A 14,155-nucleotide genomic window follows, 5' to 3' on the forward strand; every position below is an offset into this window, starting at 1 on the left:
ACCCTACTTAAATCGTTATACTAACTGTGGGAGGCTGTTTATTTAACCAGCCAGATTCCATAGTTGTGTTTTTTTATAGCTTGCTGCACTATGTCCTTCTTCAAAACCCCGCTAATTGGTTTAAAAGCTGACTCATTTCGTCATCCATTAGACCTGGAAGCTACCAAAACGCTCAAGCAAATACCAGGCATAGATATGTTGGTGCGAAATTGGCTCGGCCCAATGGCAGAACAGGTTTTCTATGTGGAAAATATTGCCTCCAGCGTTCTGGTGGGTGAACAGCAACTGCCCGATTTATATAAGCTGTTGTTAGACGCCTGTAAAATCCTGGATATAGAGCCTCCCCAGTTGTACGTCCGGCAACATCCGGCTCCCAACGCCTATACTTTTGCTGTGCGGGGTAAGCAGCCCTTTGTTGTGCTACACACATCCCTGATTGATATCCTCACACCAGAGGAAATACAAGCAGTAATTGCCCACGAATTGGGGCATCTCAAGTGTGACCATAGCGTTTATTTAACTCCTGTAAATTTATTAATATTAGCTGCGGCGATTGTGCCCAATGTCGGCACCTTCGTTGCTCAAGCGATACAGGCGCAGCTTTTAGAATGGGTTCGCTGTGCTGAGTTTACCTGCGATCGCGCCGCATTACTAGCAACCCAAGACCCCAAAGTTGTCATGTCAGTGTTAATGAAGCTGGCGGGTGGTTCCCCCACCTTAGCGCCACAACTGAATCTTGATGCCTTTGTTGCCCAAGCCCGTGCTTACGATGACATTAGCAAAACCGAACTAGGCGAAATGGTCAAAGCCGCCCGTACAGCCCAATTAACTCATCCAGTGCCAGTGCTGCGGGCGCGAGAAATTGACCGCTGGGCAAGCAGCACAGAATATCAATCTTTAATCCAAAGTCATGGACTGAAGTCTACAAGTAATGAAGTTGCACCTAAAGGCGGATGGCGAAACTGGTAGAGCTACTAATGAAATTTGGTTATGTAAATTAGATGTGTTTTGGCTTACAATACTCCAGGGATTCGCTAATGCGTTGGCGCAGCCCGTCGTAGACATCGCACTTCCTAAATTTTTTCAGGTAAGCTATGGGCAATCGGACTGTGATCTAAAATACTGGTACAGCCCAAAAATCAGCTAATGACTAGGTTTCCTTACGACCAGTTCGCCAAAGACTATCTTAAAGAATTGTTACAACCATTGGGAGAAGTGGAAACAAGTCGGAAAGTTCCAGCCCAAATTCGAGAGATTGATGTTTATTTTGTACCTCCACCCCAATCCACAAAAAATACAAAGAATACAATAGAATTAGGGCTGTTAGGAAAATTTGCGGCTGAACCTGCATTAGTTGAACCATTTAGAAATGCGGCTACAATTGCGGAGATCCGCAGTTGCATGAATAAGTTGTTTGATATCTTTGCTGAAGTAAAACGTCAAGCTAAAGGTGAAAAGAATCGGCTTGCAGAATCAGAATTACCACGTTTGTGGATTTTGTCACCCACAGCTTCTGAATCTATATTGGATGGTTTTAGAACTAACTTAGATGAAGAAAATTAGGGAATAAGAGTACATTTTTTAGGCGATTATTTGAGAACAGCAATTGTGGTAATTCACCAATTACCGTGTACAGAAGAAACACTATGGTTGAGAATTTTAGGTAAGGGAAGAGTCCAGCAACAAGCGATAGATGAACTAGAAGCACTTCCCCAAAATAATCCCTTACGTTCCAAAGCAATTGATTTATTATTGAATTTAAAAATTACCTTAGAATTCAATCAAAATATAGACGAAGAGGATAGAGATTTTATTATGCGCTTATCACCTATTTATGAGCAAAAATTAGCAGAAGTCAAACAAGAAGGAATTCAAGCAGAACGTCGTAATGTTATAGAGAATTTGTTGCAAGTTCGCTTTGGTTCTTTAGATGCAGACCTAAGAGTAATTACTGAAGCTTTATTAACATTATCTCCAGAGGAATTTACACCTTTATTACTGCAACTATCCAGAGAAGAATTATTAAATAGGTTCCTTTAGAAGAACTCAATCGGAAATACTGGGTTTTTCACCTTTACTAAGAAATCAATGAAAATTTTAAGCTTGTTAAATCGGACAATCGGATTAAAAACATCCTATTGCTTAACCCAGAGCCGCTACCATGACAGTTATAACCAACGATGATCGCTTTCAACCCATAAATCTCTTTGAGTACGAAAAGCTAGCAAAAGAGCATCTTTCCCAAATGACGCTTGATTACTATAGCAGTGGTGCTTGGGATGAAATAACATTGCGGGATAATCGTGCTGCATTTGAGCGAGTCAAGCTGCGACCTCGGATATTAGTCGATGTTAGCGATCGCAATCTAACTACCTCTATTTTAGGACAACCCCTGCAACTACCTTTGTTAATTGCACCGATGGCTTTTCAATGTCTAGCTCATCCAGACGGAGAAGTAGCCACGGCTCTAGCCGCGGCATCAGCTGGTGTGGGCATGGTGTTAAGTACACTGGCAACAAAAAGCATTGAAGAAGTGGCGACTGCATGTGATAAATTTCCAGATTCTCTGCAATGGTTCCAGCTTTATAGCCATAAAGATCGGGGATTAACTCGTGCTTTGGTAGAAAAAGCCTATAAAGCAGGCTACAAAGCACTTTGTTTGACTGTAGATGCACCTGTTCTTGGACAAAGGGAGAGAGATAGACGTAATGAGTTTGCCTTACCCCCAGACTTACATCTGGCTAATCTCGCCACCATCTCTGGGCTAGATATTTCCCATGAAAAAGGCGAATCTGGGTTATTTACTTATTTTGCCCAACAGCTAAACCCAGCAGTAACTTGGCACGATTTGGAATGGTTGCAGTCTTTATCACCACTACCTTTAGTGATCAAAGGAATTTTACGCGGAGATGATGCTGTTCGGGCTGTAGAGTGCGGAGCCAAAGCAATTGTTGTTTCCAATCATGGTGGCAGACAACTCGATGGTGCGATCGCTTCTTTAGATGCCCTAGCGGAAATAGTAGCAGCAGTGGATGGTAAAGTAGAAGTGCTGTTGGATGGAGGCATTCGTAGGGGCATAGACATTCTCAAAGCTCTGGCATTAGGAGCAAAAGCGGTACTGATCGGACGACCTATTTTGTGGGGACTAGCAGTAGCAGGACAAGTCGGTGTATCTCATGTCATCTCACTCCTACAAGAAGAGTTAAATGTGGGAATGGCACTTAGCGGCTGTGCCAAACTAGAGGATATTGACCATAGTTTATTGACCCTGCCACGTCTTTAAGCCTTATAAAAGCTATTATTGCAGTAAAACTTTCAGAATTAATTTTCAGACTTGTTACAAAATCCCTCAATTAGAGTACAATAGTTAAGATTGGATATAACGGGCGGGTGGCGAAACTGGTAGACGCACCACACTCAAAATGTGGCGGCCTTGCGGTCATAGGAGTTCGATTCTCCTCCTGCCCACTAGCAAATAAGTACTAGAGAGGTTAAAAGTAATGCGCCTGAAAAGATGGGAATCTCCCCGTAAAGAAGGCAGAAATGACAAAGGTAGAGGCGGTTCTGCAAGGAAGCGGCAACTTAAAAAGCAAAGGCAAATGTTACGGCAAAGACTCAAGGAAAGTAACAAACCAGACAATAACAAAAACAATATAGCAGGGGAAGATAAGCTTATCTTCCCCTTATTTTTTGAGCTTTTATTTGATAAAAAAATAAATTGTAGGGATATTTCAGTATATAAAATAAATCAAATTTGTAATAGATTTGGAAAATAATAAGAAAAAATTATTAGTCATTCTTTAAAATATATTAATTTGAATTAAACCTCTTAAGCATATACTTACGGATCAAAATCATCAGACTAAGTGTCTGGTATTTCACTTCGCCATCTAATTTGTAGATGTAGCAAATATTACGCAAAAAAATATATATCCATAGGAATTTATCGCAATTGTAATGCTTGCATGAATCTATCAAAAATTAATTATAAAGGAAGTATGAATTTTGGCAAACAGCGTCTGAAATCCCTAGCTTAAAACAGTAAGCTAAGACACAACAGCAAATAATTCTAGTATTACCGATTAAGCCAAAAGTATACTAAGAAGCCAATTGCACCTCCATGTGTTAACTTCCAATGATGACACAAGCCGACAAAAAGTCAGGAGTCATCCAATCGGAATTATTCAATATTCGGATTGGTCTAGGTAATCTATGGATTTTTTTCTTGGACACAGGAGTTATTGATGGTGGCAAGAGTGCTTCTACCTACTAAAAAAGTGCTTGATTTTCCTATTACTGCTTTACGCTTTGATCACCAGGTACAAACAATACTGAAGTGGGCCAATAAGCGTGAAAGTAAAACTGTATATGTAGCCAATGTACATATGCTCATTGAAGCTCATTGGAATCCAGAGTTTGCTACCGTATTACGAAATGCAGATATAGTTACTCCTGATGGTATGCCTCTTGTATGGATGATGCGAAAAATGGGAGCGCTTTACCAAGACCGTGTGGCAGGGATGGATATTTTCCTAGCATTGTGTCAGCTAACTCAAACACAAAATCTTAGTATTTTCTTTCTAGGTTCCCAAACAGAAATTCTTTCTAGGATGCGAAAAAGGTTAGAGCAGGAATTTCCCCAGGTGAAGATTGCGGCGATGGAACCTCTACCCTTTCGTCCCCTGACTGAAACTGAAGACGAAGCTTTGGTTCAAAAGATTAATTCTAGTGGTGCCAGCACCGTCTTAGTGTCTCTGGGATGTCCCAAACAAGAAAATTGGATAGCTCAACATAAGGGTAAGATACAAGCTGTAATGATTGGACTGGGTGGAGTTTTCCCAGTTTATGCAGGAATTCACAAGCGGGCACCCCGCATAGTTCGAGACTTAGGACTTGAATGGCTGTATCGATGGATTCAAGAACCGCGCCGACTTTGCAGTCGCTATGCTAAGACCATTCCACTATTTATATGGCTGGCTACGAAGCAACTACTATCATCAAGTCGTATTGCAGCGGTCTTCCTTCACGACACTGGGGATTAAGGAAAAGGAAATAGGGTAAGACCATCCGTAAGAGGTTAAGGTCATAAATAATTTATCAATAAGTAATAGTGCTTAAAATTCTGTTGAAAAGGGGGGTAAAAAACACAATTTTTGGGCTAGCGATGCCTACGGGGAGCTACGCCTATGCGTCATTAAAAAAGTGCCACTCATTCTTACCGCCAATACTCCGTATAATATTAAATTCGATACTCACACTCCGCGTTAATTAACAACCTTATAACTTTTGACAAAACTGATTTCATCTTAACCTCTCACAAATGGGGTAAGACTGACTGGCGTGAAAAGAAATAATCTAGTTGCCCCTAGCTTTGAATATTAAAGTTACATGTAATATAAAGTTTGAATGAATATTTATAATTACTGTCCGTCCGCTCATTTTTAAACTGTGAGGGTTAATTAAGCCTTATAAGGCAAGTCATTCTGACTATTCAAGCAACTCAGGCATTTTTGCTTTGTACAGAGTTTTTAACTATCTCGATTTATATTCTACTTTCTCAGTAATATCACCGTTGACGACAATTTACCAACAAGTCATCCATAAAAAGAAATAGTGTGTCCTTAGTCAGCAACAACAGATCCTAAGGCGTTCATAATCAAGTGAGGCACATTTTAGATGCAAAGCGAATCGCGATCGCACAATTTTGTCCCTTAACCCTCTTTCATCACTATCGGATAAATTAACGTCAGTTCGACGATACAGCCAAACGTTGATTATAGGGTTCACCCCAAAATGATCAAAGAGGCTAAATGTAAGCATTCCGACCAATCAAGGTCCTGCTGTAAAAATCCATTACCTGAAACCAACTATTAAAGTACTTGACATTAACCCAGAACTAAGTGCTATATTAACTATAGTGAAATCATTGGGGCGTCGCCAAGTGGTAAGGCAGCGGGTTTTGGTCTCGCCATTCCTGGGTTCGAATCCTAGCGCCCCAGTCAATCTAAAGACAGGCTCTCATGCCTGTCTTTTAGAGTATTTAATTACATTTTAAGATGCGTATCAATGCATCTAATTCTGTAAATGTTACTTGTCAGGCGATTTGAGAGCTTGATCCAGAGTCTGCCGAGCCTGTTCTGCTTTATATCGCGCTTCCTGGTAACGTACATTAGCTTGGGCAAAATTTTTGAGAACTTTAAAACCTTCCTTGAGTCGAGTAATTTCCTCTTCAGTTACCGACTCGTCGGAGAACAGAACATCAACAGCTTTGCGAATTTCCAACGCTTCAGTTCGTGAGTCCTGAACTTTTAGCTTGAGTGTGGCCAAGTTACTCAGCACTTGAACAGCTTGTGTAATGGTATCCTCACCGCTAACAGTATCAATAGTTGGCTCTTTAACCTCAATTAATTGTTGAGGGCCAAATCCTTCTTCCAGTTCCGTGGGTAGCTTACCTGCATCCATCAGTTCCATCAGCTGATCCATTGCTTTGTCACGGGCTTTGGCTGAATCTTTTCCAGAAACAGTGAGGATAATTTCTGGGCTTTGAGCGAGAGTGTACTGAACCATATTTGATTTGAGCAGAAAATTTGCTGGTTAACCAAGCTGAGGAAACTAATTATAACATCTTGCGTGTCAGGTTATTTATTGGTAAATCTATTTCAGTGTCGGTTTGCCAAATTCATGTGATTTATATTTTTAATGATTTCATGCTTCAATCCTTCACCTGCCAAGTCGCTCAAAATAAAACTTTATACTTAAGAAAAGGGAATAAGTTTCAACAGGAGGGGAGAGCAATGGCTCCCAGTCCCACCATCATGCAAGCTGTGGAACAGCTGGGCTATCGTGTCACCGTTGGTGATGTGGCAACTCAGGCAGGATTGAACGTCGCTGAAGCTAATCAAAGCTTGTTAGCCCTGGCATCTGATGCTGGGGGACATTTGCAGGTAGCGGATTCAGGTGATATAGTTTACCTTTTCCCACAAAATTTTCGAGCAATTTTGCGTAATAAATACTTCCGGTTACGATTGCAGGAATGGTGGAAAAAGGTCTGGAGTGTTCTATTTTACCTGATTCGCATTTCTTTTGGAATTTTCTTAACTCTTTCCATCGTCCTGATAACTGTTACCATCTTCATTATCATTACTGCTGCCAATTCAGACCGTGATGGCAACAATCGGGGCAGTAATTCCGGCGGTGGGGGGTTCTTCTATTTTCCAAATTTATTCTGGTATCTTAGCCCAAATTATGACACCCACTACCAGGAACGGCGACGTGGAAGCCGAGAAGAAAGCAATCTGAATTTCTTTGAAGCTGTGTTTTCGTTTTTGTTTGGTGATGGGAATCCAAACGCCAACTTAGAAGAACGCCGCTGGCAAGAAATTGCTACGGTGATTCGGAGTAACCGTGGTGCAGTGGTAGCAGAACAAATTGCCCCATATTTGGATGACATTGGCGAGGGATATACAAGAGAGTACGAAGATTATATGCTGCCTGTTCTGACGCGATTTAATGGGCAACCGACGGTAAGTCCGGAAGGGCAAATTGTTTATTACTTCCCAGAGTTGCAGGTAAGTGCAGTTAAAAAACGCCGTCATTCAATATCAGCTTACTTGGAGGAATTACCCTGGCGTTTTAGTGCTGCAAGTTCAGGGCAAATTATGCTGAGTGCTGGGTTGGGTGTACTAAATTTTGTTGGTGCTTTAGTACTGGGAAGTTTGTTGAGAGATGGCACAGTTGCTGTCCAATTAGGTGGACTGGTAGCTTTTGTGCAAGGAATTTATTGGCTGCTATTGGCTTACGGAGCAGGTTTCTTAGGTGTACCGTTATTGCGTTATTTCTGGATTCGGTGGCGTAATCGCAAAATTGTTGATCGCAACCGCGATCGCCTTTCCCGATCAAGGCTATTGGCAAGTCCTGATGCACTTTTGCAACAAAAAATCGACTATGCTCAACAATTTGCAACAGAAAAAGTTATTGGCAATGAAGATTTAGTGTATTCTAGCGAAACTGACTTACTCGACCAGGAAGTTGAGCGTTCTGCACAAATTGATGCTGAATGGCAACGGCGCTTGGAACGTGGGAGTGGGGAATAGAGTGAAGAGTTGAGAGTGAGGAGTGAATAATTAAGATTTATTTAAAACTCCTAACTTTTAACTCCTAACTTTCTCCTTACTTCGCCTGAATTGGTGTTAAGGCTACACCTTGATAATAATGCCCCAAAATTTGCAAGTGGTTCACTCCCTGCCGAGCCAGATTATACGCCCCCCACTGACTCATGCCCAAACCATGACCGAAGCCAAGCCCTTGCAGTACAAAACTACCATCGGCTCCCTTGGTGACGCTAAAGCGCGTACTTTTTAACTTGAGGGCTGTCCGCACTTCCTCGCCCTGTAGTACCTTTGTACCCCTGTTGCCGACAATTTTCAAGACTTTAACACTGCGGAAAGGTGAGTATGTCTCCGCAATCATATCCAAGACATTGCCCACCTCAGGAAATTTAGCGCTAATTTCAGTAGGTGAGAAGGTTTTCACCCAATTGCACTCTTTGATATTTTGGTCGTAGTCTTGAACAGCCCGTAGGTAAGGCTCGTTGCTTCCCCAAACATCTTCCACATTTTCAGTGTGTCCCCCAGAACAAGCGTGGAAAACTGAAAGAATAATCCGGTTTTTGTAAGTTAGTACTTGCCCTAATGTGGAATCCACTGCGGCGTAAGTAGCAGGAGATTCACTAATGACACCTTTGTAAATTTGCCAACGATCTGGGGTATTGCCTAAATCATAAATAGGATTATTCCGCTGTTTTTCTCGTTCGTAGAGGGCATAGGTGCGGGCTGCGATCGCTTGGGCTTTTAAAGCTTCTTGGGGCCAGCTAGCATCCATTTCGCCACCGAGAACGCTGTAAAGATATTCTTGGTCATCAACCCAGTTAACAGCGGTTAAGCCTTTTTCTGTAGGGACAACTAGAGTTCTACCCCGATACCAGCGATCGCCAATATAAACGAATCCTTTACCAGTTGGCTCAATCCAAAATAAACCAGACTGCCACTTATCTAAAGCAACTCCGCCAGGAATGGTTTGGGCATAATATGCACTCATGGCTGGCAACTCTCCGAGAGTCCGGCCAGTACTATCCTTGACGATCCCAGTCGTGGAACTGCCCACTTTTACCTGATTAACCCCTCTCTCAATTGCCACACGCAGAATTACAGATGCTTGGGCTGGGACAACCAAAGCTATCCACAAAAGGACACTTACCCACGAATGACGTACTTTAATCTGGGAAAAGAAAGAGCCTAAGTAAAGTTGGAATTTCATGCTGATCATCTAATCACACTAGTATCTAATTGACGCTCTCAACTATGGCGTCTACTACTTTAAGATGAGACACTTCTCCAACGCAGGAGGTTGCCACCTCCTACTAATTATGCATTTTGCTTTAGCTATAAAGTAGAAATCAGATGATCTTGACACTCGCTCTTGGCAAGGCTCAGATCCCCGACTTCTCAGAGAAGTCGGGGATCTCGTTGTTCACGAATGATTTAGGATTGCTATTGCGATCGCGCATACCAGAAGTTCTTACCTGTGCTTCATCCTACAAATATCAGTGCGGTTGCATTTAAAAACCGGACAAAAGAGGACACAGGAACGCGGGGACACTGAGAGTTTCAAGAGCGTCGGTGCGTCTCCCACTCTTGGCGTCTTCTTTGGTCTGCCTACGATGCCAATACCTTTTGAGAATTGCTCACTTCATTAGCGATAATTCCAATTAAATTCAACTTACTCAAAATTTCTGTAGCTTGAGTCAGTTCAGTTCGGGTTACTTTACCCATGCGCTCTACCATTACGATACCATTGCAAAGAGATGCCACAATTCTGGCATCAACTGTGCCTAAAATAGGCGGAGCATCTATCAGTACTAAGTCATATGTTTCCTCAAACAACTCTATTAGTTCTTTCATCCTTCGAGAACTGAGCAACTTCACCGTGTCTTCTGGTACAGGTCCAGCAGTCAAAATATCAATAGAGGGGTGAATAGGCTGGATATAATCTTGAAAATGAGTAGTTGTCTCATCAACTAATAACAGAGATAGTCCCCAGTCATTGGATAGTTCCAGAATTTTGTGCAGGCTAGGATTATGTAGGTTAGCATCAATAACTAATACCCGTCGATGCATTCGGGTAGCGCTAGCCACAAGCCCTAATACTAAGGTTGTCTTCCCTTCCCCTGGTAGTGCTGAAGTCAACATCAATGACTTGAAGGGTAAGGGATATTTTAATATTTGAATATTTTGGTAGATCATGTCCAAGGTTTCATGGACGGGCAATTTAGTAGTGACTTCTACTACAGAGGAATCTGAGGTTCGCTGCCCATTCCAAGGCAGGTTCAGCCGCCGCTTTTTGACACCACGCGACGGTAGTTTTGGTACTGACCCCAGTACACGTAGGTTCGTCAGTTTCTTTAAATCTCCCGCACAATAAATAGCGTCATTAAACTTTTCTAAAATCAGGGCTGCTAAGATACCTAAAATCGGCCCAATTACTCCTCCCCCAACCAAAAGTAATAATATGTTGCTCCCCATATAAGTACCTAGAGCCGGTTCTGCTAAAACTTGCCAGTTATATCCTTCCTGAGCAATTTTCAGTCCCAAGGACTGTTGCGCCTGAAGCAGTTGTTCAAGGGTTTTGTGACTAGTTTGTACCTTTGGCAACAGACGGTTATACTCTGCTATTAAGCTTGGGTATTTGTTTAGCTCAGAGCGGAGTCGCTGTTCTGACTCGGCTAGATTCTTTTCATTGGCAGTTAGTCCTAAGACAGTTGTCTGCACCAAAATAAACTCGTCTACTAGTGTTGGATCAACCCCTACCATTTGCCCTTTCAAGAGCGGTTCTCCCTTACTACTAGTAGTAATAGCTTTCACCTCTTGTCGTAATAGCGACAGTTGACTTTGGCGTTGCTGCTTTAGTTTTTGTACCGATGGGTAATCGTCTGTATAGCGCAGCCGCTCCTTAGCCAATGCTAGTTCAGTCTTTTGAATTTCACTCAATAGTGCTTGGTAGCGGCTTGAGTGATTTAAACGAGAAGAAATTAGTTCATTCTGCTGAGATGAAGACGCTATTTGTTGCTCTAGGTTATCGTAGCGAGCATTTACGTCTTCAAGATTGGCACGAGTGGTTTGTAGCTGTTGTTGAATATCGGCTAGAGATTCTAGCAGGATTTTACTTTGGACTTCGGGATTGAGTAATTTATGTTTATTGCGAAACTGTTCTAAATTTTTATCAGCTTTACTCACCTCTTTTTTTATCTCAGGTAGGCGAGCGTTTACAAAAGCCAGTCCCTTATTTAGACGTTCTTTTTGTTGCTCTTTATTGTAGTTTTGATAGATTTTTTGTAGAGATTGAAGTACTCTTTGTGCTTTGACTGGATCGTCATCATCGAAAGAAACTTTAAATACTTGACTAAAAACTTTATTAGCTCCTATGCCTCCTTCTTCTGGAGTCACTTCTAGAGATGTTTTTTTGTTCCGTTCTGTTTGACCATTGATATCCTCTAAGGTAATATCAGGATAATCAGAATGAAGTAAATCTACGGCTTTCTGAAGCAACTTAGAACTCAGCATAAGTTTCATCTGAGTAGTGGAATCAACAACTTGAGAATTAGAATCAGTAACTTGATTATCTGCATCTACTGGGATATTATTTGACTGTGCTCCTTCAGATAAATTGGAACTCACCAATATCTGCATATTGCTCTGGTAAGTAGGTTTAGCAATTACAGCCAAGAGGCTAGCAGCTGACATAACTACACAGGAAACCCCCAAGATCAGAAAGCGGTGACGAAGCAAAATAGTAAATAGTTGTCTGATGTCAACTGCACCTTGTGCTGAAGTAGTAACCTGTTGCTCTTGATTCAGACTAGTCTTAGCCACTATCAAACCCCTCTAATATCGAAACACTATATTTATTTGGAAGATTTATAAGAAATGTGAAATGTTTTTTTACATCTATAGCTACAACAACATACTTAATTATTCTTCCAATAATGACAAGCTCACTTGGCACAATATTATGCCAACTGGCGCTTTCATGTTCATCAATTCATGCATATAAATTCTTAATCAGTATTGGAAGAATAAATTTTCAATAAATATTTTCTTTAAAAAAGAAAAATCTTGACGGAAAATTAATTATTTTTCCTAAGTACTTAAGTAAAAAATTCTCAGATTCACAACACTACTATATGTTAAAGTTATTTTGATAACTTGTAATATAAAAATTAAATTAAGAAAAATATTTGAACCATAATATTTATTTATTATTGATACATTTAGTTACCCGTATTTTTTTGGTTAATATAGTTTACTTCCTCGTAAAAATAAACTGCTGTTTATTTGCTGGACGTTATGAATTGGACTACTAAACTCTAAGATAGAGCCTGGTTAATTTTAGATTTTAGATTAGAAGGGTTCAAGAGGAAATCTAGAATCTAAAATCAAAATTTAAGCGCCTAGCTTGGTTAACTCTACTTCCCGCCGCCTGGGTACTTCATGAATCATGAAATCATAAGCCATATCAGTACGGGGAAAAATAGCACGGGCTTCCTTAAGGAGATCCTTCAACTCCAAGGTATTGCCAGGAGCATAGCGGGGACTGAAATGACTCATAATCAGTCGATGTGCCCCAGCAGCTAAAGCTGTTTGCGCTGCCATTGTGGTAGTGGAATGCAATCGCTGAAAAGCCATGTCTGCATCTTGATGAGCAAAGGTTGCTTCATGAATTAATACATCTACATCATGAGCTAATTGCACTGCACCATCACAATAAATTGTGTCTGTACAATAGGCAATTTTTCGACCTATTTCTATAGGGCCGCATAATTGGGTCCCATCAATCACCCGTCCGTCGCCAAGGGTCACTGTTTCACCGCGCTTGAGTTGACCGTAAATGCGACCGGGAGGAATTTGCAACGCCTTGGCTTTTTCGATATCAAAGCGTCCTGCTCGGTCTTTTTCGGCTACGCGGTAGCCGAAAGCTGTAATGCGGTGATGCAAATTACCACAGCTAACGGTGAAGTCATCGTCTTCATAAATTACTCCTGGATGGATGGCATGGACTTTAATGGGGTAGGAAAAGTGTGTGTAGGAGTAGCGGGAGGCAGCTTGAATGTAATCATTTAATCCAGGTGGCCCATATATATCAATTCGTTCCACATTGCCAGCCAAGCCGCAAGTGGCAAGAAGTCCCATCAAGCCAAAGATGTGGTCGCCGTGCATATGAGTGATAAAAATTCGGGAGAGTTGACTGATTTTCAGTTCACTCCGCATAATTTGATGTTGGGTGCCTTCGCCACAGTCGAATAACCACAGTTCTGCCCTTTGGGGTAATCTCAGGGCGACACTGGAAACATTGCGCGATCGTGTGGGTACACCGGAACTTGTCCCTAAGAATGTTATCTGCACAGCGTTCTTTAGTCTTCCTATTGCTCAATTTGCAGCTCTATTTTCTATAGTGACACGGTTAATGAGCAAAATACTTTTGAGAGAAGGTCGCCTTTTCTCTCTTTCATAATGATTATCATTCTTTCATGAATGCTGTCTCTTGTTTTTTCTGGAATAATATCAAGTCCGATCACAGAAGAGTCCAGATCGTGGACTATGGAATAGTACAAAGGTGGCAAATTGGTTAAGCAAACTTACAGGTGAAAAAATAGATTGTAGGCGTGGTTGAGAATACCTCAAACAAATTATATTTTGTCTGCGTGTACCACGACCTGAATATAGAGAAGCTGACCCAATTGAATAAGAAAGCTGGAAAAAAAACTCAATTTGAAACTGCAATTTCTTTAATGCTAAACTATCCGTTCGCAGAAAGAAAGGTATGGAGTATGGATGAATACCGTTTAGGTCTTCATCCGATTCTAGTCCGATTAATAATTGGTTTTTGCCACGGAAGCGGAGAATCGGATTATCGAGGGGATACATTTTTGTTCCAGAGATGACTCACCCGGACATCCATGATAATAGTTTGCAGTCCTGCTCATAATTGAGATTAGTAAAGATAACTGAGTGGCAGAAACTGCCACAGTCAAAAGTTGACGATTCTCAGCAATAACAAAAGCCTACCCGAATGATCATCGGGAGGCTTTGGTTAGATTATT

General features: G+C 41.4%; 11 protein-coding genes, 2 tRNA genes and 1 pseudogene. 10 read left to right on the forward strand and 4 right to left on the reverse strand.

Translation table 11 applies throughout. The features are described from left to right. Positions 1–90 precede the first annotated feature (90 nt). From Q0541_RS32290 to Q0541_RS32325, 8 genes and pseudogenes are all read left to right on the forward strand, one after another. Positions 91–969, forward strand: coding sequence for a M48 family metallopeptidase (locus tag Q0541_RS32290; protein WP_298920767.1), 879 nt, complete (start codon positions 91–93; stop codon positions 967–969). A gap of 177 nt (positions 970–1,146) precedes the next feature. After that, positions 1,147–2,040 (forward strand): annotated as a pseudogene (locus tag Q0541_RS32295) (hypothetical protein). A 121-nt stretch (positions 2,041–2,161) separates the two neighbouring features. Then, positions 2,162–3,283: an alpha-hydroxy acid oxidase gene (locus Q0541_RS32300; RefSeq protein WP_298920770.1), complete on the forward strand. Its 1,122-nt coding sequence runs from the start codon at positions 2,162–2,164 to the stop codon at positions 3,281–3,283. Positions 3,284–3,384: 101 nt separating this feature from the next. Then, positions 3,385–3,468 (forward strand) — tRNA-Leu (locus tag Q0541_RS32305). Between the two features lie 32 nt (positions 3,469–3,500). Beyond that, entirely contained in the window at positions 3,501–3,776 is a 276-nt protein-coding gene (locus Q0541_RS32310; RefSeq protein ID WP_298920772.1) for a hypothetical protein, read from the forward strand. Between the two features lie 359 nt (positions 3,777–4,135). Next, positions 4,136–4,273 (forward strand): hypothetical protein, encoded by a 138-nt coding sequence (locus tag Q0541_RS32315; protein ID WP_298920774.1) that lies wholly within the window; start codon positions 4,136–4,138, stop codon positions 4,271–4,273. Next, the gene (locus Q0541_RS32320) at positions 4,245–5,042 is read left to right on the forward strand and encodes a WecB/TagA/CpsF family glycosyltransferase (RefSeq protein WP_298920776.1); all 798 of its coding nucleotides are present in this window, start codon (positions 4,245–4,247) and stop codon (positions 5,040–5,042) included. The genes Q0541_RS32315 and Q0541_RS32320 overlap by 29 nt, the downstream gene beginning before the upstream one ends. A gap of 885 nt (positions 5,043–5,927) precedes the next feature. Further along, positions 5,928–5,999, forward strand: a tRNA-Gln gene (locus Q0541_RS32325). Between the two features lie 88 nt (positions 6,000–6,087). Here Q0541_RS32325 and Q0541_RS32330 read toward each other — a convergent pair. Beyond that, positions 6,088–6,567: a hypothetical protein gene (locus tag Q0541_RS32330; RefSeq protein WP_298920778.1), complete on the reverse strand. Its 480-nt coding sequence runs from the start codon at positions 6,565–6,567 to the stop codon at positions 6,088–6,090. Between the two features lie 227 nt (positions 6,568–6,794). Here Q0541_RS32330 and Q0541_RS32335 point away from each other — a divergent pair, with 227 nt between their 5' ends. Further along, positions 6,795–8,093: a hypothetical protein gene (locus Q0541_RS32335; protein WP_298920781.1), complete on the forward strand. Its 1,299-nt coding sequence runs from the start codon at positions 6,795–6,797 to the stop codon at positions 8,091–8,093. Between the two features lie 76 nt (positions 8,094–8,169). Here the strand turns inward: Q0541_RS32335 and Q0541_RS32340 are convergent, their stop codons facing one another. After that, the gene (locus Q0541_RS32340) at positions 8,170–9,324 is read right to left on the reverse strand and encodes a SpoIID/LytB domain-containing protein (RefSeq protein ID WP_298920783.1); all 1,155 of its coding nucleotides are present in this window, start codon (positions 9,322–9,324) and stop codon (positions 8,170–8,172) included. 134 nt (positions 9,325–9,458) lie between these two features. Here Q0541_RS32340 and Q0541_RS32345 point away from each other — a divergent pair, with 134 nt between their 5' ends. Further along, positions 9,459–9,620, forward strand: coding sequence for a hypothetical protein (locus Q0541_RS32345; RefSeq protein ID WP_298920785.1), 162 nt, complete (start codon positions 9,459–9,461; stop codon positions 9,618–9,620). A 93-nt stretch (positions 9,621–9,713) separates the two neighbouring features. On the opposite strand, the gene Q0541_RS32350 is transcribed toward Q0541_RS32345, so the two are convergent. Next, positions 9,714–11,927: an exopolysaccharide transport family protein gene (locus Q0541_RS32350; protein WP_298920787.1), complete on the reverse strand. Its 2,214-nt coding sequence runs from the start codon at positions 11,925–11,927 to the stop codon at positions 9,714–9,716. Positions 11,928–12,497: 570 nt separating this feature from the next. Next, entirely contained in the window at positions 12,498–13,457 is a 960-nt protein-coding gene (locus Q0541_RS32355; RefSeq protein WP_298920790.1) for a ribonuclease Z, read from the reverse strand. Positions 13,458–14,155 lie beyond the last annotated feature (698 nt).

The organism is uncultured Nostoc sp. (assembly GCF_937863485.1).
Classification (GTDB): Bacteria; Cyanobacteriota; Cyanobacteriia; order Cyanobacteriales; family Nostocaceae; genus Nostoc.